The sequence below is a fragment of the Spirulina sp. CS-785/01 genome (assembly GCF_028330525.1).
Lineage (GTDB): Bacteria > Cyanobacteriota > Cyanobacteriia > Cyanobacteriales > Spirulinaceae > JAQMSD01.
In genome coordinates this window covers 1-20,251 of the sequence record NZ_JAQMSD010000267.1, presented here as the reverse complement: position 1 = coordinate 20,251, position 20,251 = coordinate 1, and the positions used below count along the sequence as shown (strand labels likewise).

The 20,251-nt window shown below is 46.2% G+C and carries 17 protein-coding genes; 9 read left to right on the top strand and 8 right to left on the bottom strand.

Going from position 1 to position 20,251, the window contains the following annotated elements:
• Positions 1-106: 106 nt before the first annotated feature.
• The gene (locus tag PN462_RS17375) at positions 107-535 is read right to left on the bottom strand and encodes a photosystem I reaction center subunit II PsaD (protein WP_272130084.1); all 429 of its coding nucleotides are present in this window, start codon (positions 533-535) and stop codon (positions 107-109) included.
• Between the two features lie 351 nt (positions 536-886).
• On the opposite strand from PN462_RS17375, the gene ndhC reads away from it, so the two are divergent.
• The 5 genes from ndhC (at position 887) to PN462_RS17350 (ending at position 6,136) form a co-directional block, all read left to right on the top strand.
• Positions 887-1,249 carry a photosynthetic/respiratory NAD(P)H-quinone oxidoreductase subunit C gene (gene ndhC / locus PN462_RS17370; RefSeq protein ID WP_272130083.1) on the top strand — a complete coding sequence of 121 codons (363 nt, stop codon included), beginning with the start codon at positions 887-889 and terminating at the stop codon, positions 1,247-1,249.
• A complete protein-coding gene (gene nuoB / locus PN462_RS17365) occupies positions 1,246-1,992 on the top strand; it encodes an NADH-quinone oxidoreductase subunit NuoB (RefSeq protein ID WP_272130091.1) in 747 nt (248 codons plus the stop codon). Before ndhC ends, nuoB begins: the two co-directional genes overlap by 4 nt.
• Complete coding sequence (locus PN462_RS17360; RefSeq protein ID WP_272130082.1) at positions 1,985-2,518, top strand: NAD(P)H-quinone oxidoreductase subunit J; 534 nt, start codon at positions 1,985-1,987, stop codon at positions 2,516-2,518. The genes nuoB and PN462_RS17360 overlap by 8 nt, the downstream gene beginning before the upstream one ends.
• A 139-nt stretch (positions 2,519-2,657) precedes the next feature.
• Positions 2,658-4,124: an Asp-tRNA(Asn)/Glu-tRNA(Gln) amidotransferase subunit GatA gene (gene gatA / locus PN462_RS17355; RefSeq protein WP_272130081.1), complete on the top strand. Its 1,467-nt coding sequence runs from the start codon at positions 2,658-2,660 to the stop codon at positions 4,122-4,124.
• 122 nt (positions 4,125-4,246) lie between these two features.
• Complete coding sequence (locus PN462_RS17350) at positions 4,247-6,136, top strand: sensor histidine kinase (protein WP_272130080.1); 1,890 nt, start codon at positions 4,247-4,249, stop codon at positions 6,134-6,136.
• Positions 6,137-6,154: 18 nt separating this feature from the next.
• On the opposite strand, the gene PN462_RS17345 is transcribed toward PN462_RS17350, so the two are convergent.
• Together PN462_RS17345 and PN462_RS17340 are read right to left on the bottom strand one after the other, a co-directional pair.
• On the bottom strand, positions 6,155-6,745 hold the full coding sequence (locus tag PN462_RS17345; RefSeq protein ID WP_272130079.1) for a WD40 repeat domain-containing protein: 591 nt from the start codon (positions 6,743-6,745) through the stop codon (positions 6,155-6,157).
• Positions 6,702-7,307 carry a hypothetical protein gene (locus PN462_RS17340; RefSeq protein WP_272130078.1) on the bottom strand — a complete coding sequence of 202 codons (606 nt, stop codon included), beginning with the start codon at positions 7,305-7,307 and terminating at the stop codon, positions 6,702-6,704. Before PN462_RS17340 ends, PN462_RS17345 begins: the two co-directional genes overlap by 44 nt.
• A 397-nt stretch (positions 7,308-7,704) precedes the next feature.
• Here PN462_RS17340 and PN462_RS17335 point away from each other — a divergent pair, with 397 nt between their 5' ends.
• The 3 genes from PN462_RS17335 to PN462_RS17325 all read left to right on the top strand — a co-directional run bounded on the left by PN462_RS17335 (position 7,705) and on the right by PN462_RS17325 (position 12,530).
• A complete protein-coding gene (locus tag PN462_RS17335; protein WP_334310472.1) occupies positions 7,705-8,127 on the top strand; it encodes a sensor histidine kinase in 423 nt (140 codons plus the stop codon).
• Between the two features lie 100 nt (positions 8,128-8,227).
• Entirely contained in the window at positions 8,228-10,294 is a 2,067-nt protein-coding gene (locus PN462_RS17330; protein ID WP_272130077.1) for a thioredoxin domain-containing protein, read from the top strand.
• Between the two features lie 307 nt (positions 10,295-10,601).
• A complete protein-coding gene (locus PN462_RS17325) occupies positions 10,602-12,530 on the top strand; it encodes an FAD-dependent oxidoreductase (RefSeq protein ID WP_272130076.1) in 1,929 nt (642 codons plus the stop codon).
• Between the two features lie 332 nt (positions 12,531-12,862).
• On the opposite strand, the gene PN462_RS17320 is transcribed toward PN462_RS17325, so the two are convergent.
• Positions 12,863-14,131: an NAD(P)/FAD-dependent oxidoreductase gene (locus PN462_RS17320; RefSeq protein ID WP_272130075.1), complete on the bottom strand. Its 1,269-nt coding sequence runs from the start codon at positions 14,129-14,131 to the stop codon at positions 12,863-12,865.
• 153 nt (positions 14,132-14,284) lie between these two features.
• On the opposite strand from PN462_RS17320, the gene PN462_RS17315 reads away from it, so the two are divergent.
• Complete coding sequence (locus PN462_RS17315) at positions 14,285-16,000, top strand: SulP family inorganic anion transporter (RefSeq protein ID WP_272130074.1); 1,716 nt, start codon at positions 14,285-14,287, stop codon at positions 15,998-16,000.
• Between the two features lie 21 nt (positions 16,001-16,021).
• Here the strand turns inward: PN462_RS17315 and PN462_RS17310 are convergent, their stop codons facing one another.
• The 4 genes from PN462_RS17310 to PN462_RS17295 form a co-directional block, all read right to left on the bottom strand.
• Positions 16,022-17,515, bottom strand: coding sequence for a GH3 family domain-containing protein (locus PN462_RS17310; protein ID WP_272130073.1), 1,494 nt, complete (start codon positions 17,513-17,515; stop codon positions 16,022-16,024).
• Between the two features lie 3 nt (positions 17,516-17,518).
• On the bottom strand, positions 17,519-18,136 hold the full coding sequence (locus tag PN462_RS17305) for an acyltransferase (protein ID WP_272130072.1): 618 nt from the start codon (positions 18,134-18,136) through the stop codon (positions 17,519-17,521).
• Positions 18,133-18,864: a sterol desaturase family protein gene (locus PN462_RS17300; RefSeq protein WP_272130071.1), complete on the bottom strand. Its 732-nt coding sequence runs from the start codon at positions 18,862-18,864 to the stop codon at positions 18,133-18,135. Before PN462_RS17300 ends, PN462_RS17305 begins: the two co-directional genes overlap by 4 nt.
• 108 nt (positions 18,865-18,972) lie before the next feature.
• The gene (locus PN462_RS17295) at positions 18,973-20,034 is read right to left on the bottom strand and encodes an aromatic ring-hydroxylating dioxygenase subunit alpha (RefSeq protein ID WP_272130070.1); all 1,062 of its coding nucleotides are present in this window, start codon (positions 20,032-20,034) and stop codon (positions 18,973-18,975) included.
• Positions 20,035-20,251 lie beyond the last annotated feature (217 nt).

Here is a 20,251-nt window from a genome sequence, read left to right as displayed (position 1 = left end):
TACGCAGTCGGGAGTTTAACAAACAACGAACAAAAAACAACAAACCACCCAAAATAAAAAGGGCGTACAAACTGCACGCCCTTGCTTCCTCTGAAATTAATCAGACTTAAACCTCGTAAGGCTCTTTACCAGAGAACTTCACAGTCGCGGGTTCGGGGTTATTGCCGATATTGCGGTCAATTTTACCCACGTATTCCCGTCCTTCGTTGACGGTTTCAGGGAATACACCATCCGCCGGGTGCAGGTATTGGGTTTCCCCGTTAGGATAAATCCGGTAAATTTTATAATCTTCGATTTTGGGCTTGAATTTAGAGCGCAGTTGCGTCCCTAAAGCCAAACATTGCTCTTTGCGGGCTAAGTAAAGTAAGTTTTCACCTTCCCGCATGGTGGCAGCACCCCCAGTGGGCATTTCAAAGACTTGCTCTTTGGGGCTAGTCCAAGTGATCGCGTATTTTTCTTCGACTTCGGCTTTGGTGAGTAAGCCTCCGGTGCTTCCTCCAAAGAGGGGCGATTGTCCAGAAAGGGATTCTGTCATAGCTGATTAGTGTTAACGATTGTTTAGGGGAATGCTAGCACCCTCTGTCCAATTCTTTGCCTGTTTTGTCAAGAACTGTAACAGTTTGTTATTTGTTGTTGGTTGTTGGTTGTTTGTGAAAAAGGGAACAGGGAATCGGGAATCGGGAATCGGGAATCGGGAATAATATATTTTTGTTCTCCCCCATCTTCCCCATCTCCCCTTTGTGTCCTTTGTGTCTTTGTGGTTCAACCGTCAACTATCAACTCCCCCATCTCCCCATTCCCCCATCCCCCAATTACCCTATAATGGGAGACAGTGAACAAATGTTACGATTGCGTTAGCGTTCAACCAGTAGAACAGGAAAAACAAGTGTTTCATCTCGTTGGCTACGAATATTTTTTAGGGTTTTTAATTATTGCAGGAGCAGTCCCGGTACTGGCTCTTGCTGCGTCTAAACTGCTACGGCCTCGCACTGGGGGGCCCGAAAGACGCACCACTTATGAATCCGGTATGGAACCGATTGGCGGGGCGTGGATTCAGTTCAATATTCGTTACTATATGTTCGCCCTTGTCTTTGTGGTGTTTGACGTAGAAACCGTCTTCCTCTACCCTTGGGCGGTTGCGTTTAATCAATTAGGTTTATTAGCGTTTATAGAAGCCCTGATCTTCATTGCAATTCTCGTGGTTGCATTGGTGTACGCATGGCGGAAAGGAGCTTTAGAATGGTCATGAATCCCGAAAATACCCCTGATGCTGCTACTTTAGAGCAGCAACAAAAAGAAAAAATTCTTAATCCCGCTTCCCGCACTCAAGTGACGCAGGAACTCTCAGAAAATGTGGTTCTGACCACAGTTGATGATCTCTACAATTGGGCAAGATTATCCAGTCTTTGGCCGTTGATGTATGGGACGGCCTGCTGCTTTATTGAGTTTGCGGCGATGATTGGGTCTCGCTTTGACTTTGACCGTTTTGGTCTTGTGCCTCGGGCCAGTCCCCGTCAGGCGGATTTAATTATCACTTCTGGGACAATTACCATGAAGATGGCCCCGGCGGTGGTGCGATTGTATGAAGAAATGCCCGATCCCAAGTATGTGATTGCGATGGGAGCGTGTACGATTACGGGGGGGATGTTTAGTGTGGACTCTCCCAGTGCGATCCGGGGAGTTGATAAAATTATCCCGGTTGATGTGTACATTCCGGGTTGTCCGCCGCGGCCTGAAGCAATTATGGATGCGATCGTCAAATTACGGAAAAAGGTCGCTAATGATTCAATTCAGGAACGGGGTCAGAAGTTAGAGCAAACCCACCGCTATTACAGCACCACCCACAATATGAAGGTGGTTGAACCTCTCCTGACGGGTGAGTATATGCGGTCTGAGTCTCGTCAAGCTCCTCCCAAAGAGTTAGCGGAGGCTTGGGGAATGCCCATGTCACCTGCCCTTGAGGAGTCTAAGGAGGAAGTCAATCGTGGCTGAAGAAAACGAACAAAATCAGGAAGGACAGGAAGAACAACAGGATATCGTCCAAGCGGGGGAAACTTCGCAATGGCTAACAGAAAATGGGTTTGAGAATGAACCCTTAGAGGTGGATCATAAGGGGATTGAACTGATTAAGGTTGATCCTTCGGTGTTAGTCCCCATTGCCACGGCACTGTTTGCCTATGGGTTTAATTACCTGCAATGTCAGGGGGGTTATGATCTAGGGCCTGGGAAAGAGTTGGTGAGCTTTTATCATTTGATTAAGGTTGCTGATGATGTGACTGAACCGGAGGAAGTTCGCATTAAGGTCTTTTTACCCCGTGATAACCCGAAAGTCCCGAGTTTATATTGGATTTGGAAAGGGTCGGATTGGCAAGAACGAGAAACCTACGATATGTATGGGATTGAGTTCGAGGGTCATCCGAATCTGAAACGGTTGTTAATGCCCGAAGATTGGCGAGGGTGGCCGTTACGGAAAGATTATATTTCCCCTGATTTTTACGAAATCCAAGATGCTTATTAAGTGTCAGAGCATTGGTTAAAGTTAAGGAAACATTCCTGTCATGGGAATGTTTTTTCTTGGTTAGGCTTGGGTTTTGGCCCCGTCAATCCCCATAAACTTGTACACTGTAATTTGGTTTAGTCCGAGAGTGAGAGTACGCATGGCATCCATCCGCGAACTGCATAAACAACTTGTCCGCAAAGAGCGTTCAGCTGTTGAGATTACGACAGAGACGTTGGAACGGATTCAGAAGCTTGAGCCGCAATTACACAGTTTTCTGCATATTACGGCGGATTTAGCTATGGAACAGGCCAAGGCGGTTGATCAAAAAATAGCGGCCGGGGAGGAGATTGGCTTGTTGGCTGGGATTCCCATGGCTGTGAAAGATAATATGTGTATGCAGGGGATTCCGACGACTTGCGCTTCGCGGATTTTAGAGAATTTTGTGCCGCCCTACGAGTCCACGGTGACGGAACGACTGCGAGAGAGTGGGGCGGTGATTTTGGGGAAAACGAACCTCGATGAGTTCGCCATGGGGAGTTCTACGGAGAATTCGGGGTTTGGTCGGACTTGTAACCCTTGGGACTTGTCTCGTGTGTCTGGGGGGTCTTCTGGGGGGTCTGCGGTGGCGGTGGCCTCGGAAGAAGCTCCTTTGGCGTTGGGGTCGGATACGGGGGGGTCAATTCGTCAACCTGCGTCTTTATGTGGGGTGGTGGGGATGAAACCGACTTATGGGTTGGTGTCCCGGTTTGGGTTGGTGGCCTATGCGTCGTCGTTGGATCAGATTGGACCTTTTGCCCGGTCGGTGGAGGATGCGGCGATTTTGTTAGGCGCGATCGCAGGCTACGATCCCCGAGATGCCACCAGTTTAAAGGTCGAGATTCCCGATTATGCCAAATTATTGCGGCCAAACTTCCATCCGAAAGCCCGCTTACGGATTGGGGTGATTAAAGAAACCTTTGGCAGTGGGTTGGATGCCCAAGTGGAGGAAAAAGTCAAAACCGCCATTGAAGTCTTACAACAGTTAGGGGCCGAAATTCAGGTCATTTCCTGTCCCCGTTTTGGCTATGGATTACCCGCCTATTACATTATCGCCCCCTCCGAAGCCTCCGCGAACTTAGCCCGTTACGATGCCGTGAGATACGGGTTACGGGATGAGAAAGCCGAAAATTTAGTCGAGATGTACAAGAAAACCCGGGCCGAAGGGTTTGGGACGGAAGTGAAACGACGCATTATGTTAGGGACTTATGCCTTATCGGCGGGCTATTATGATGCTTATTATTTGAAAGCCCAAAAAGTGCGGACGTTGATTAAACAGGACTTTGATTCGGCGTTTGAAAAAGTGGATGTGTTGGTTTGTCCTACGTCTCCCACGACGGCGTTTAAAGCGGGGGAAAAGACAGATGATCCCTTACAGATGTATCTGTCCGACTTAATGACCATTCCGGTTAATTTGGCGGGACTGCCTGCGGTGAGTGTCCCTTGTGGGTTTGACCAAGATGGCTTACCTATTGGTTTACAGTTAATTGGGAAAGTGTTGCGGGAGGATTTATTATTGCAAGTTGCCCATGCTTACGAACAATCGACGGAGTGGCATTTTCAGAAACCGACTTTGAAACAGAAATAGGGAACGAAATCAGTCAAATGGCGGGTTCTGCCCAACCAGGTAATCAAAGTAACAATTTTAGTTGAATCGGTAGCTTAGTATTTCAAGAAAATTAAACTGTCAGCCTAAGCTACCGCAAGAATATGCAGCCTTCTCCCCAATCCCTAATTACCTCCTTACAAACGGTTTCTAAACGAGCCGCGATCGCAGTTTTTTGGATTGGGTGTATCGTCCTAGTAGGGTGGTTATTCGATATTGCCCTCCTCAAAAGTGTTTTACCCGGATTAGTCACCATGAAAGCCAACACCGCCCTAGGCTTTGTCTTAGGGGGGTTATCCCTGTGGGCGATTCATCAAAAACCCACCCGGAAAAATCGCTGGATTGCGCTCAGTTCGGCTATTTTAGTCTTGTTGGTGGGGTTACTCACTACACTGCAATACGGCTTTGATGTGGATTTTGGTATTGATCAATTACTCTTTAAAGAGTCTGTGGATGCCGTGGCCACTGCTTCCCCAGGTCGCATGGCCTTAAATACTGCCCTCGACTTCTTCATTTTAGGGTCTGCTCTCCTCTTATTGGCCATTCCCCGACCCAATTATCTCCCGGCCCACGGCTTAACCATTGTTGGGTTTTTAATGGCTTATTTAGGCTTTCTGGGCTATGTCTATGGGAATGCCTACTTTTACCAGTATGGCTCGGCCTTCACCGCCATGGCCTTGCATACGGCTATTGCTTTTGTTTTACTCTGTGTCGGAATTATCTGCGCGTTTCCCACTCGTGGGGTAATGACCATTGTCACCCGTAATAATGCGGGTGGTATATTAGCCCAACGCCTCATCCTTGCGGCCATTATTATTCCCCCAATTGTTTGTTGGTTAATTCTCCTCGGTTATCGCTACCAAATTTATACCGCCGAATTAGGCATTTGTTTGTTAGGTATCATCAATGTTGTCATTTTTTCGACTTTAATTTGGGGAAATGCCCGTTCCTTGGGCAAAATCGACCAAAAACGCCATCAAGCGGAATATGCCTTAAAAGAAGCCAATGAAGTCCTAGAAAAACGAGTCAAAGAACGCACCCAACAACTAGAAACCTCGGAAATGCAACTACGGGACAAAAATCACCAATTAGAAAAAACCCTCTTTGAACTCCGCAACACGCAAACCCAATTAGTGCAAACGGAAAAAATGTCCAGTTTGGGGCAATTAGTGGCAGGGGTGGCACACGAAATTAATAACCCCGTTAACTTCATTTTTGGTAATCTCGTTCACGCAGAAGAATACAGTGAAAACTTATTAAATTTAATTCACCTTTACCAGAAAAATTATCCCCAACCCGTCGAGGAAATTGAAGACGAAATTGAAGAAATTGATTTAGAGTTTCTTGCTGAAGATTTGCCCCGTTTAATCGGTTCAATGCAAGTGGGGGCAGAACGTATTCGAGAAATTATCCGTTCTCTGCGAAACTTCTCCCGCATGGATGAATCGGATGTGAAACCCATTAATATTCACGAGGGAATTGAGAGTACCTTAATGATTTTGCATAACCGCCTCAAAGCCAAACCGGAACATCCCGAAATTAAAGTAATTAAAGAGTATCAGAACCTTCCCCTTGTAGACTGTTATCCTGGACAATTGAATCAGGTATTTATGAACTTGATTAGTAATGCGATCGATGCGTTAGATGAGTATAATCAACAGCGCACGACTGAAGAGATGAGGGAGAATCCCAGTTTTATTACGATTTGCACAGCTACTGAAGGAGATTATGTGAAAGTGCAAATTAGTGATAATGGCCCAGGAATTCCGTCTGAGGAACAAGAACGGCTGTTTGATCCCTTTTTCACGACTAAACCTATTGGTAAAGGAACAGGGTTAGGATTGGCCATTAGTTATCAAATTATTGTTGAAAAACATAATGGTCAATTAGATTGTATTTCTGAACCGGGTCAAGGGGCGACGTTTGTGATTACATTGCCGGAACATCAAATCATGTCTCCGTCAGTATCAACCCCTCAATCGGCGACGGCTTAACCCTAAATTACCGTTGATTTAACGACAGGGTGGAGTGGAGAGTAATCCCTCTTGGATAGTGTTGCTATTGGTGGCTAAATAGTCTTGTACGGTTTGGCAAGCATATTTTAACCAGTCAATTGTGGCAATGGCATCTAAATCCCAGAAAATAACCCTTTGGTCATCTCCCGTCGAGACTAACTGCTGGCCATCGGGACTAAAGGCCAAACTTAGCACCCCGGAGGTATGGCCATAGAGTTTTGTGAGGAATTCCCCCTGACGAGTCCACAGGGCGATCGCATTATCCATGTCTGCTGCTGCAATAGTTTCACCATCGGGACTAATGGCAACACGAGTTAAGCCATTTCCTTCAACTTCCAAGGTGTTGAGGAGTTCTCCTTGCTTGTTCCACAGCTTTACAGTCCCATCTCGACCGGCACTGGCAAGCCATTGACTATCGGGACTAATGGCGACTCCCCAATTGGCATTTTGATGGGTTGGGATGGTTTGTAATAAAGTCCCATCTCGACTCCATAATTTCACCCTGCCATCTTCGCTTGCTGTGGCAAAAAATGTGCCATCGGGACTAAATTCTACATCCCAAATTCGGATCGTATGGGTGATTAACATTGAGGCTTTGTAGCTTGGTTTTGGCTTGGATGGCTTGCAGGAGGGCGTTGAGGCGGTTGTAGGCGTTGAAACTGCCGGAGGCGGCGGTGGCGGCGATTTCTCGTTGGGTGGCTTGGCGGTATTGGCGATAGGTGAAGAGGCCAAAGCCCGTTGAGAGGAGGAAGGCAAGACTGACGACGAGGAGGAGGATTTTTTGTTGACGGGCGGCTTTTTTTTCTTGTTGCAGTCGGGCTTCGACTTCTGCGAGTCGGGCGGCTTCTAGGGCTTGTTGCACTTCGGCGCGATCGCAATCTTCACTTTGCCCTAAAAATTCATAGTCGAGGTCACTTAAACTTTTCCCTTGGGCCCAGGTTTTGGCATCTTGCAGGGCGTTTCCTCGCAGCAGACGGGATTGGTCTTGTTTTCCCGAAGATAGCCACGCATCGAAGGCTTGAGAGTAAGGCCGGAGATTCGTGAGTTGTTGTTCAATCCAAGTGGGATTAAAAATTTCTGCATAGATGCGGTTTTTCACCACCAATTGTCCGGCTTGGGGGGTGACTAAACCCGCGAGGAGAAGTTCCATCTGTTCGGGACTGTCATCGCTAGGGAGGGGGACACCTTGGCGGATTTTTTGATAGAGTCCGAGGAGACGGCCCGATCGCTGTTCGTTGTGGAGTAGGCGATCGCGGATGGTGCGTAAATGTTCTGGTTCGTCTTGAGTTTCCCAATGGGTGAGAAGGCGCGATCGGACTAATTCATCGATGATTAAAAGGGTTGGTTCGTGTATTTTTATACAAATTATATCGCTTAGACGTTATAGCTATCTTGCGAATTCATGACTTAGCATTAACTCATTTTGACAAAATAGGGCTTTTTTGATGTGTCAAAGAAAAATAAGCTCCTCCTAAATGATTTTACAATATCGACTGAAACAAAATTCAGAGTCTCAAGCTATACAAATTTTTTAAAAATATGGCGATTTGCCGTTTGTCCAATGCTATGCAAGTCAGGTTAATCAAGTGTTAATGAATATTTTAAGTAATGCCATTGATGCAGTAGAAGAGAAACAAAACAAAATCCAAAGTGGTGTATTACAAGAGGAGTGTTTTGTCCCAACAATTGAAATTCAGACCACTTGCCTTGAAAAAGAAAGGGTACAAATTAAAATCAGCGATAATGGCATTGGGATGCCTCAAGATGTGATTGAGAAGATTTATGATCCCTTTTACACCACAAAACCCATCGGCAAAGGAACAGGGTTAGGATTAGCTATTGCCTATCAAATTATGCACGATTGTCATGAAGGCATTTTACAATGCAGTTCTGGTGTTGGCAAAGGAACAACTTTTATTTTAGAGATTCCCTGTCATCCTCAAACTGCTCCTTTGCTTCAAAACGTTTAATATAATTACTGATAAATCTCTAACCTAGGAAAGAATCTGGGAAAGTCTCACCAGAGAACAAGTTACACTGAAACTCAAGACCGCCTAACCGAACAAAATCATGTCCAACCGCCTAGCCCATAGCGAAAGCCTCTACCTCCGCAAACACGCAGAGAACCCCATAGACTGGTGGATGTGGTGTGATGAAGCCTTAGAGAAAGCCCAAGCGGAGGATAAACCCATCTTTCTCTCCATTGGCTATTCTAGCTGTCACTGGTGTACGGTAATGGAGGGCGAAGCGTTTTCAGATCAGGACATTGCGGACTATATGAATGCCAACTTTGTCCCCATCAAAGTGGACCGAGAGGAACGGCCAGATATTGATAGTATTTATATGCAGGCCCTCCAGATGATGACGGGACAAGGGGGATGGCCACTCAATATTTTTCTCACCCCTCAAGATAATATTCCCTTTTATGGGGGGACTTATTTTCCCGTTGAACCGCGTTTTGGTCGTCCGGGGTTTTTAGAACTTTTAAAAGCCTTACGGAACTTTTATGATCAGGAAAAGGAGAAACTGGCTGGGATTAAAACCCAGATGATGGAGGCCCTACAAAACTCCACCTTACTCCCTGATGCTCCGGAGACGGCACTGAATGATGAACTGCTGAAACAGGGGATGCACACCTGTACCCGCATTGTCGCAGGGGCAATTCCCGGCCAACCGAGTTTTCCCATGATTCCCTATGCAGAATTAGTGTTACAAGGGAGTCGGGTGAGTGAAGATTCTCGTCAGGCTGCCAAACAACGGGGAAATGACTTAGCCACGGGGGGAATTTATGACCATGTGGCCGGGGGGTTTCACCGTTATACGGTAGATGCAACTTGGACAGTTCCCCATTTTGAAAAGATGCTCTACGATAATGGGCAGATTGTGGAATATTTGGCTGATCTGTGGAGTGCAGGAATACAAGAACCCGCTTATCACCGGGCGATTGAGGGGACAATACAATGGTTAAAGCGGGAAATGACGGCATCTGAGGGCTATTTCTACGCGGCCCAGGATGCGGATAGTTTTACGACACCAGAGGATAGTGAACCCGAGGAAGGGGCGTTTTATGTGTGGAAGTATGCAGAATTAGAACAGGTTTTAACTCCTGAAGAATTAAAGGCATTAGCAGAACGGTTTAGAATTTCTCCAGAGGGTAACTTTGAAGGCTCTAATGTCCTGCAACGACGGGAAACGGGTGAAACGGTTGTGATGTCGGAAATGGCTGAACAAGCCCTTTCTAAGCTCTTTGAGGTGCGTTATGGCGCATCTCCTGAAGGGGTGTCCACCTTTCCTCCGGCCCAAAATAATCAAGAGGCGAAAAGTGGCGACTGGCCTGGCCGTATCCCTGCGGTGACGGATACGAAAATGATTGTGGCTTGGAATAGTTTAATGATTTCTGGGTTGGCCCGGGTGTATGGGGTGTTTCAACATCCGATGGCTTGGGAGTTGGCGACGAAGGCAGCCCAGTTTATTCTGGATCATCAATGGGTGAATGGTCGTTTCCATCGCTTAAATTATGATGGGAAAACGTCTGTTTTGGCGCAGTCGGAGGATTACGCGCTGTTTATTAAGGCGTTATTGGACTTGTATCAAGCGAGTTTACATCAGGAGTCCCCGCAGTTGTTGTGGAAGGAAAAGGCGATACAGGTGCAACGGGAGTTTGATGAGTTGCTCTGGAGTGCGGAGTTGGGGGGATATTATAATGCGGCTTCGGATGTTGGTGGGGATTTAATTATTCGGGAACGGAGTTATATTGATAATGCGACTCCTGCGGCCAATGGGGTGGCGGTGTCCAATTTGGTGCGGTTGTCCTTGGTGACGGAGAATAGTGACTATTTGGGGCGTGCCGAGCAGACGTTACAGGCGTTTCGTAGTATTATGGAACAATCGCCTCAAGCCTGTCCCAGTGTGTTTGCGGGGTTAGATTGGTATTTACACGGGACGTTGGTTCAGACAGAGCGCGAGCATATTGTTTCCCTCTTGCCGCAGTTTTTCCCCAAGGCGGTGTATCAAGTGGCGGAGGCTCTCCCAGAGGATGGGGTAGGATTGGTGTGTAAGGGGTTAACTTGTCTCCCGACGGCCCGGAGTGAGGAGGAGTTAATGGAGAAGATTAATAAGTGTCATGCGATCGCCTGATTTTAACATTTTCCCTTCCTATGCCTTGGGTTAAAACCCAAGGCTAAGAGCTTAAACCCGTTAAACACGGGTTGATAGAGATGTCATGCCACATTTCTCCCGTTTGAGCGGTTTCGCTAACGGTTGAGAGATCAGTAACCTAGAATCGGATGTTTGGGAAAGAGGGGGGAGTGGAGGGGTTTGCTTAGGCGCGATCGCGCTGATCCCCAACTTCCATCCCCATTTTGCCTCAAAATCTCTTAAACTAGCGAGATGTCACCATCTTGATCCTCTGTTCTTAGGGAAACGTCTTTTTAACCAATAGTTTATGAGTCCATTGTCTAAATTTTCCCTCCCTATCTCCCGTCGCACAGCACTCAAACTTATGGGTATTGGTGCATTAGGAGCAGGAATTGGCTATTCTCGCTTTGCCAAACCCCAACCCACTGTCTATCAACCCGACTCCCTCAACTTACCCCACACCCTCTCTCAGCAAAAAAGTGTCTGTGTGGTGGGGGCCGGGTTGGCCGGGTTAGCCTGTGCCTATGAACTCTCCCAACGGGGGTTTGCAGTCACACTCTTGGAAAAATCCCCCAATTTGGGGGGAAAAATTGCCAGTTGGCCAGTTCAGGTGGGGGAGGAGGAGTTTCTCATGGAACACGGGTTTCATGGGTTCTTTCCCCAGTATTACAACCTGAAAAGTCTGGTGGAAGAGTTAAAAATACAAGAGAATTTTCAGTCCTTGGAGTATTATTCCCTTGTCTTTCGGGAGGGAAGTTACCAACCGGAGGTGTTTCGGCCCAGTCGTTCCGCCTTTCCGTGGAATGTCATTGATCTGGCCATTGCCTCCCCAAACCGCTTTCGTTGGGGGATTAATCTCCTCAATGTGAAACATTTACAGGTGTTTCGCGCTATTACGGGCTTTCGCATTCCTCGCACCTTTCGGGAGTATGATGAGATGACGGTGGCCCAATGGGCCGCAGAGGACTTCCCCCAAGGACTCTATGACCTCTATTTTCTCCCCTTTGCTAAATCTAGTTTAAATGCTCCTGATCGGTTGAGTGCGGGGGAATTATTACAATTTTTCCATTTCTATTTCTTTGGCAACCCGGAGGGGTTAGCGTTTAATGGGACGGTGGATGATATGGGGACCAGTTTAGTCCAACCCATTGCTCAATTTATCCAAGGGAGGGGAGGCCGCATCATCCCAGAAGCAACGGTGAGTCATATCCACACCCAAGGGGGAAATATTACCTCTTTGAGTTATCAACAGGGGAATGCACAAACGGATGTCCCCTTCTGGGTGGAGAAGAATGAGTTAATGGTGGGAGATGATTATTATGGTGCAGGAGATCAGGTTTATTTACAGCAAAAAGAAGACCAGGCATTGTCTCTCACTTGTACCCACCAAGGATGTACAGTGCAACAGCAAGGGGATGGGACGTTTCTCTGTCCTTGTCATGGGGCGAGGTATGATACAGAGGGGAAGGTTGTCCAAGGACCTGCAAAGCGGGATTTAGCCCAGTTTACGGTGCAACAACAGGAGCAGGATAAGCTCCAGTTGGTGGCCCAGTCTCCGGTGACTCCTGAACAACAAGGAAAGATTGAGGCGGATTATTATGTAATTGCGGCAGATGTACCGGGGACGCAGCATTTGTTTAATTTAATGGAGGGGGAGGTGAGTCCCCAGTTACAGGAACAGGTGGAGCAGTTAGCGGTGGCTGATCCCTTTGCGGTGGCGCGGTTTTGGTTAGATCGGGATTTTCTGTGGGAGCATAGTAATTTTACGTCGTTGTCGGGGTACGCGCTGACGGATAGTATTACTCTCTATCATCGCATTCAACGGCAGTTTGTGGAGTGGTCGAAGCGGACGGGATGCAGTGTGGTGGAGTTGCACGCTTATTGTTACAAGGAGAAGGAATTTCCCACCCAAGAGCTATTATTACAGACTTTTGAGCAGGAGTTACGGGAGATTGTGCCGGAGTTACGGGAGGCAAGGGTGTTACATCGGGAGTTGGTAAACCAGAAGAATTTTGCGGGGTATCCTCCTGATAGTTATCTGAGTCGGCCTGAAACGAGGACTCCGGTGGATAATCTTATGTTTGCGGGGGACTGGGTTAAGATGCCGTTTCCTTGTGGGTTGATGGAACGGGCTGTGAGTAGTGGTCTGTTGGCGGCTAATGCTATTTTACAGGAGGAGGGGTTACAGCGACGCGCTCTCCTGTCGGTGAATCCGGAGGGGATTTTTAGGCTTTAATTTATTTTTGGTAAAGGGAATAGGGAATAGGGAATAGGGAAATTTAAGAATGGGCCTTTTTTCCGAGATTTTTCCCTAATTGAGTGCCAAATTTGACCTTTTTTGCTTTTCAAAATTCTCTCAAAATTCTTAAAACCCTGATTAGGCGAGGATTTTAGGGTTATTCAGCAAACTCTAATTACTACTTTTAGAAAATTGACTAGGTTGGTTGTTTTTTGGCTTTTGGGAAGCTCTAAAGAGCTTACTACGAACTTATTTTGGTCTATTAACCCGTTTTAACGGGTTTTAGCTATTAGCCTTGGGTTAAAACCCAAGGCTTATTTAATAAAAAATTATCGACTAAATACCTTTTTCAACTGTTTCCCTTCAAAGGGTTTCCCTTTTAACATTCGATTCCAATATAACCACGGCAGGAGTTTGGTTTTGGCAATCCACATATCATAACGTTCTTGGGTGGGATCAAAGGGGAAACTGCTGTCAACTTCCTTATTATAGTCAAATTCGGCCATGATGGTTGTGCCGTACCCGGTAATGAGGGGGCAACAAGTATAGCCGTTATATTTGCCGTTTTTCCCTTGTTTGGCCATCTCTGCGAGGAGGTTTTCCACTAACACGGGGGCTTGGCCGCGGACGGCGGCTGCGGTTTTGGAGGTGGGCAGGGAGGAGGCATCGCCTAAGCTGAAGACGTTGGGATAGGTGAGGTGTTGGGTGGTGTCTTTATCGACGTTTACCCATCCCGCTTCGTTGGCTAAGGGGCTATTTTTGATGAAGTCGGGCGCACTCATGGGGGGGGTAACATGGATCATGTCGTAGGGAAGGGTAATTTCGTGGGTTTCTTCCCCTTGGGTGACGGTGAATATGGCTTCTTTGTTGGCTGCGTTGATGGCTTTGAGGTTGTGTTGGAGTTTTACTTCAATATCTCGCTCTTGGACAATTTTTTCGAGGGTTTTTCGGTAGTCGGGTGCGCCAAAGAGGGCTTTTCCGGCGTTGCAGAAGATGACTTGGGTGCGTTGCCGCAGGTTCATTTTACTGCGGAAGATGTCGTCGGCGAGGTACATGATTTTTTGGGGGGCCCCTGCACATTTAATGGGGGTGCCGGGTTGGGTAAAGATGGCGTTTCCCCCTTGGAAGTTGTTGAGGGTTTCCCAGGTGTAGGGGGCGTATTCTTTGGAGTAGTTGCTGGTGACTCCGCCTTTGCCGAGGGCTTCGGGGAGTCCTTCTACCCAATGCCAGTTGATTTGAATTCCGGCGGCGACGATTAGATAATCGTAGCTGATGGCGATGCCTGTGGTGGTGGTGACGGTGTTGTTGTCGGGATCCAGGTGTGCCGCGCTATCTTTGATCCAGGTTGTTCCGGGGGGGATGCAGTCTTTTTCGTCTTTTTCGGTGTCGCTGACGGTGAATACGCCACCTCCTACTAGGGTCCATCCGGGTTGGTAGTAGTGTTTTTCGGAGGGTTCGATGATGGCGAGGTCAAAGTTGGGGTTGCGGTTGTGGAGTTGGGCGGCGGTGGTTATTCCGGCGGCCCCTCCACCGATGATGAGGATTTGGTGATGTCGGGTTTGGGTGGTTTGTGGTTTTTCTTGGCTTGCAGCAGTCATGGTTCGTTTGGTTCAGTGTGTTTAGTTAGATTAGCAAGGGTTGGCGCGATCGCAGCCTCTCCAAAACATTTCTTTAAGGAATTGATCGTGTCAATTGCAAGTGTTCCTTAATATAAAATATGAGCATATAGTAAAGTATTGAAGTATTGATTTATGAAAGCCCTTACCCGTTTTGTGCCGATTTTAGACTGGGGACTTCATTACAACCCCAAGGACTTACCGGGGGATATTACCGCAGGGATCATTGTCACCAGTTTACTGGTCCCCCAGAGTATGGCCTATGCCCTATTAGCCAATTTGCCGCCCCAGGTGGGGTTATATGCCAGTATTTTACCCCTAATTCTCTATGCGGTGTTGGGGACGAGTCGGAGTTTAGCTGTGGGTCCCGCAGCAGTGGACTCATTGTTAGTGGCTACGGGAGTGGGGGCCGTAGCTGCGGTAGGGAGTCCGGAGTATTTAAGTTTGGCGATTTTATTGGCGTTTTCGGTGGGAGTGGTGCAGATTTTACTGGGGGTATTCCGGTTAGGATTTTTGGTCAATTTTATTAGTCAAGCGGTAATTGTCGGCTTTACCAGTGGGGCGGCGTTTATTATTGCCCTGAGTCAGTTTAAGCATTTATTGGGGTTAGAAATTCCCTCTAGTAGTAACTTTTTTGAGTTGCTTTTTTTGTTGATTCGTGCTATACCCAACACCCATTTAATGACTTTCGCTCTGAGTGTAGGAAGTATTGTTATTTTATTAGTTTTTAAAACGATTATTCCCAAGGTTTTAAAGCAACGAGAAATGAGTCCTGTGGCGATGACTCCTATTACTAAAGGTGGCCCTTTATTTGTGGTTATTGTTAGCACAATTTTGGTCTGGCAGCTAGGATTAGATACAAAAGTTAATATTGTTGGTGAAATTCCCCAAGGACTGCCTCCTTTAACGTTACCGTCTTTAAATTTAGGGGATATCCAGCGATTATTTCCAGTTATTTTAACTTTGACATTTGTTTCCTTTGTCGAGGCATTTGCGGTGGCCAAGTCTTTGGCAAGTCAGCGACGGCAAAAGGTGGATGCAAATCAAGATTTAATTGCTCTAGGAACTGCCAATTTAGGGTCTGCTTTTAGTGGGGGATATAGCGTCACAGGGGGGTTTAGTCGGTCTGTGGTTAATTTTACGGCGGGTGCAAATACTCAACTTGCTGCGATTATTACGGCAGTTTTAATTTTTATTACGGTCTGGTTTTTAACCCCGTTATTTTACTTCTTACCCCAAGCGAGTTTGGCGGCTATTATTTTGGTGGCAGTGGTTAATTTAATTAAGATCGAACCGTTACAAAGATTATGGCGGTATAATAAAGCTGACGGGGTGGCTTTGTTGGTGACATTTTTTGCAGTTTTAATAACGGGAGTGGCGACCGGAATTGTGGTCGGGGTTATCTTTTCTATTATACTCTATTTGTGGCGCACCAGTCGTCCCCATATTGCCATTGTAGGTCGCGTGGGAGAGAGTGAGCATTTCCGCAATATTGAGCGTCATGAGGTGAGTACCTGTCCCCATGTTTTGGCGATACGGGTGGATGAGAGTTTATATTTTGCTAATACGAAAGCGTTAGAGGGATATTTGACTAATGCTATTTTACAGTATCCTCAAGTGAAGCATTTAGTGTTAATTTGTAGTGGCATTAATTTTATTGATGGGAGTGCGTTGGAGACGTTGGAGCAGTTAATTCAAGAGATGGAACAAATTGGGGTAACATTTTATTTAGCGGAGGTGAAGGGGCCGGTGATGGATCATTTGGAAAAGGCTAAATTTCCAGAGCGTTTGGGGCGAGATAGGATTTTTCTATCTACAGATCAAGCAATGCGGACGTTGGAGTGTGTATAATCTCCCTATCACCCCATCTCCTCATCTTCTCTCTAGGTAGCATGACTGATGGTTCAACAAGACATCGAGGGAGGGGAGAGGGGTGGTTTGTAGGGGGGTGGGTTTGATGTCTCCCCACCGTTTCCCCTGTTGGATGTGGTAGTGGAGAATGCGATCGCGCATATCTGCACTATGGTACAATTGAACGGGGTTAAGTTGGCCCAAGAGTCTTGCTTGACGGTAGTGGTAAGACTCCATTAATGCGGTTTCGAGGTGGGTTGCGAGGGTGTCGGGGGGAGGTGTATCGAGGAGTAAGCAGTAGTGGGGGTGGGGGGAAAGGAGGGGGATGAGTTGTCGGAAGGTTGCGGAGGTGGGGAGGGTGTCGAGGATGGTTGCAATGAAGTCGGTGTGTAGTTTTTCTCCTACTAAGTCGCTGGTGTTGGCGGTGCGTCCCAAAAACTCCCAGCAGGGGGTATTGTGGTAGTAGTGGGTGACTTGTACAACGTCTCCGATGCGATAGCGATAGAGTCCTGCAAGTTGTGAAATAATAATTTCGTAGGGGGTTTCGGGTTGTATTTCGTGGAGTTGATAGCAGTTGTTTTCGGTGTCGAGAAACTCGAAAAATACTTGATCTAAGAGGGGGAGACATCCCTCTGCGTTGATGAGGGGAAGGGTGAGGGGTGCTTCGGTTGCAAGGAGTCCTTTTCCTTGGATAAAGACGTTAGGGAATAGGTTGCGGAGATGGTTGGTGGTGGGTTTTGCTTGTGCATTATCCCAGCAGGAAATTAGTTTTAATTGTGGCCAAATTTTTGTCCAAGGGATGGGGGTTTGTTGGAGAAGTTTTGCTCGGTGGGGGGAGATATTATTGTGGAGTTGGTTGAGGAGTGTTTCGCGGTTTTTGGTGATGTAGTCGAGGTGGACGGTTAAAAAACTCGGACTCCAAATGGAGATAATTTCAAGGTTTGCTTCTCTGAGGAGGGTTAACGCAAGTTGCTCTTTGAAAACGTCGGGGTGATGAATATTGGGTAAGTTGGGGACAGTGACTAAAAAGGGATTTAGTAACCAACGAAGGACGGGGTTTAAATAGTCGGCATCGTTTGTTATTTTATCACAGTTTCCCAGTTTTGGCGAGATACAAAAGTAAATTTTTCCGGTTTTAAATTGGCAATGGTGGATTAAGTCCTGACTCCACAAGCAAAACATACGGTTAAAGGAGTTGAGGAGGGATTTTGTATAGGGAATGTGCTTTGCTTTGCTACAACTTCCAGAGGTAGTTTCGTAAAATAAAATAGGATCGGGGGTGAGTTGGGTTAGGTGGGGTTGGATGTCTTCGTATTGGACTATGGGGATTTTTTGCCAGTCTTGAATGCTGTTTAAGTTGAGTTGTTTTCCGTAGTCGGTTTGACGGAGTTGGTTAAAGAGTTTTTGTTGGAGTTGTTGCTGGGTGAGTTGGGGGGAGTTTAGTTTTTGTTGGAAGTTATTTGCGAGGGGGGTGAGGGTTTTGCCGAAGAGATTGATTATAAATTCTTGTAGCATAAATTAGGACACCTCGCAAGCGTTTTTGTTGGGATAAATGCGCGTTTCGATATTCAGTTTTGTATTATCTTCAACGACTGATCCCGGTGCAAAAATTGACCCTGCACCGACAAAGACATTATTGCCAATTTTTATGGGTTTGAGATAGAGCATTAAGTTATCTTTGCGGGGTTTAATGATGTGGGAATAAAGCTGGACATTGTACCCCATGATGACATTATTGCCTATGTCTAGAAAAGCGCGATCGCTAATTTCAATATGGGGAGTCCAATAGACATTTTTTCCCACCTTTGCACCCCACCCCCGCAACCAGAGAGAAAACAGTCCAGGAATGAGTCGCAAGAGTGATTCTAAAACGGGTAATGCGATATAAATACGCTGAAATTGATGACTCCCCCACCAGGGAGAATAGGTGTCTCCCACTAAATAACTAATTCCCGACTCTAAGGGATAAAAATAATTATGAATCCGATGACAGAGGAGAGGGAAACCGTAGAGACAAAAGAGAATAGCAGCAACTCCGTAGAGACTGGGGGAATAGACAGTCCAAAAGAGAGACAGTCCAGTGAGGAGTAAAATGAGAGTGGGAAACCAAGCAAGTAAGAGACTGAGTAAGGTCATTTTGAGGAAAGGGGGAGTAACAGTTTTTGCCAAAAAGAGAGGGGAGACTTTATACCCAGATTTTGCGGTAAATTAGCATTATTATAGTCAGTCCCGTGTAACCTATCCCAAATCTTAAAATTAGCAGCATAATTCCCTTGAATGTCTGGACTGTGATGCCACGCATGGTCACAAGGAAGAATGAGCCAAGGGGCAAGAAAATGATATAATTTACTTTGGGATGGGATATCAAGATCACTATGTCGCCAAAGGTCTAAAATTGCAGTTAAACTGACTCCAAGTAAGTAGAATTTTGGGGTATCTAGTACGTAAATAAATAGTCCGTGAATCCAGAGATACAGAATGAAAAAACTTGTCCAGAGAGTATTACGAGATGTGCCAAGAATATCTCGGTCAGTTAGGGTATGATGGACTTGATGGAGTGACCAAAATGGGGACTGGTGCAAGAGACGATGATTCCAATAATAGAGATAGTCCACTGCGATAAAACTAAGGAGAAATTGGACAAGAGGGGAGAGAGTTAGACTATTTTGCCATTGGGGAAATAAGAGGGAATAAAGCATATAAATGACAGTAACTTGTAAGAGGGGAATAATTCCCCCTTGCATGAGTAAACCAATTCCATCTAACCCCCAATCTTCCTGTGATTTTTGCTTCAGTTGTTGGCGGTTTTTACGTTTTGTTAAATGGAGGATAAATAAGAGCCAAAATATGATAAAAATAAGCATGATTAGAAGAATTTAAGATACAATATGTCCTAGCGACCAAGATGGTCGCACTACAGGAAAAAACAAGGGTATCTTTGATTCCCGATCCCCTATTCCTAAATAACATAATTAAACCCAAAATTGCACCTCTCTCACCTGTTCCGATAACTCCCTAGGGTCTTCCCCTTGCTCTATTTTCTGCATAATAGATTCCACAAAAACATGAATCGTATCCGCAGGAGTATTAGAAAAAGATTGACCATATTTTGCAATCACTTCCCCCTGTATCCCTAACGCAACTACATCTTGTTGAATAATTTTCTGTGCTGTCCAATACACCAACGGACGCGCCAACTTATTCCAAATCCCGTAATTATACGTCACATCCGTATAAACCAACGTTGAATTGTCCGTCTCTGGAATGGATTGACTGGTAATAAAAAGTCGTCTGTGCCGTCCCATGTTATACTCAACAGAAGTAATATTCGGCATCACAAAACTGTCCGTATGCTGAATTTCTGATCCCCTTTGATTCAGGAAACGACTATACCACCCTAAATTATTAGTTTCCTTGCGATACTCCACAAAAACCGACCCATTTTTTCGCGTCACCGTCATCTCTAACCGTTGTTTGCGAGGACTCCGAAAAATCCCCGGATGAACGGTTGCAGTGTGGGGGATATCAATAAAATTTTCCGCACAATTCGTCACCGTATTAGGGAAACGATTCACCACCCGCACCGTCTCCCACCCCGACTGGCCGTAAAATGGCATTTTAAAGGGGAGAAACTCCGGGTTAGGGGTGTCCAGATGCACATAAATATATCCCTCCTGTTCGATAGTTGCATACCGTTTCGCACAACGAGACTGGAGGGGTTGAAACTGTTCCCCTTCTGCGGGAACTGCAACAATATGCCCCAGTTTATCATACCGCCACCCGTGGTAGGGACATTCTAACTGTCCTCGGTGGACTTTCCCCTTGGAGAGACGACTATTGCGATGGAGACAGCGATCGCGCAATACAACCACCTCTCCCTCCTCGCCTCGAAACACCACTAACCACTCCCCCAAAACCGTCCGACTCAACACCGTATTTGCCGTTAATTCTCGACTCAATGCCACAATATACCAGAAACTTTTTTGGGTTATTTGTTGTTTGTTCTTGGTTGTTGGTTGTTGTTTTCTTATCATACTTTTCCTTGGGTTAAAACCCAAGGCTAACAGCGAAAACCCGTTAAAACGGGTTAAAATTGTAAAAAAAAGGAGTAAAATTAGCCTACTTGAGCAGGCTTTAGCTTTGTTTGTTCTTGGTTGTTGGTTGTTGTTTTCTTATCATACTTTTCCTTGGGTTAAAACCCAAGGCTAACAGCGAAAACCCGTTAAAACGGGTTAAAATTGTAAAAAAAAG

Excerpts from the sequence above, each read along its gene's own strand:
- PN462_RS17340 (WP_272130078.1), bottom strand. The coding sequence starts at position 7,307 with ATGGAACTTCTCCTCGCGGGTTTAGTCACCCCCCAAGCCGGACAATTG.
- PN462_RS17315 (WP_272130074.1), top strand. The coding sequence starts at position 14,285 with ATGAAAGCCCTTACCCGTTTTGTGCCGATTTTAGACTGGGGACTTCAT.
- PN462_RS17375 (WP_272130084.1), bottom strand. The coding sequence starts at position 535 with ATGACAGAATCCCTTTCTGGACAATCGCCCCTCTTTGGAGGAAGCACC.
- PN462_RS17325 (WP_272130076.1), top strand. The coding sequence starts at position 10,602 with ATGAGTCCATTGTCTAAATTTTCCCTCCCTATCTCCCGTCGCACAGCA.
- gatA (WP_272130081.1), top strand. The coding sequence starts at position 2,658 with ATGGCATCCATCCGCGAACTGCATAAACAACTTGTCCGCAAAGAGCGT.
- PN462_RS17300 (WP_272130071.1), bottom strand. The coding sequence starts at position 18,864 with ATGCTTATTTTTATCATATTTTGGCTCTTATTTATCCTCCATTTAACA.
- nuoB (WP_272130091.1), top strand. The coding sequence starts at position 1,246 with ATGAATCCCGAAAATACCCCTGATGCTGCTACTTTAGAGCAGCAACAA.
- PN462_RS17345 (WP_272130079.1), bottom strand. The coding sequence starts at position 6,745 with ATGTTAATCACCCATACGATCCGAATTTGGGATGTAGAATTTAGTCCC.
- PN462_RS17320 (WP_272130075.1), bottom strand. The coding sequence starts at position 14,131 with ATGACTGCTGCAAGCCAAGAAAAACCACAAACCACCCAAACCCGACAT.
- PN462_RS17310 (WP_272130073.1), bottom strand. The coding sequence starts at position 17,515 with ATGCTACAAGAATTTATAATCAATCTCTTCGGCAAAACCCTCACCCCC.
- PN462_RS17330 (WP_272130077.1), top strand. The coding sequence starts at position 8,228 with ATGTCCAACCGCCTAGCCCATAGCGAAAGCCTCTACCTCCGCAAACAC.
- PN462_RS17295 (WP_272130070.1), bottom strand. The coding sequence starts at position 20,034 with ATGATAAGAAAACAACAACCAACAACCAAGAACAAACAACAAATAACC.
- PN462_RS17350 (WP_272130080.1), top strand. The coding sequence starts at position 4,247 with ATGCAGCCTTCTCCCCAATCCCTAATTACCTCCTTACAAACGGTTTCT.
- PN462_RS17305 (WP_272130072.1), bottom strand. The coding sequence starts at position 18,136 with ATGACCTTACTCAGTCTCTTACTTGCTTGGTTTCCCACTCTCATTTTA.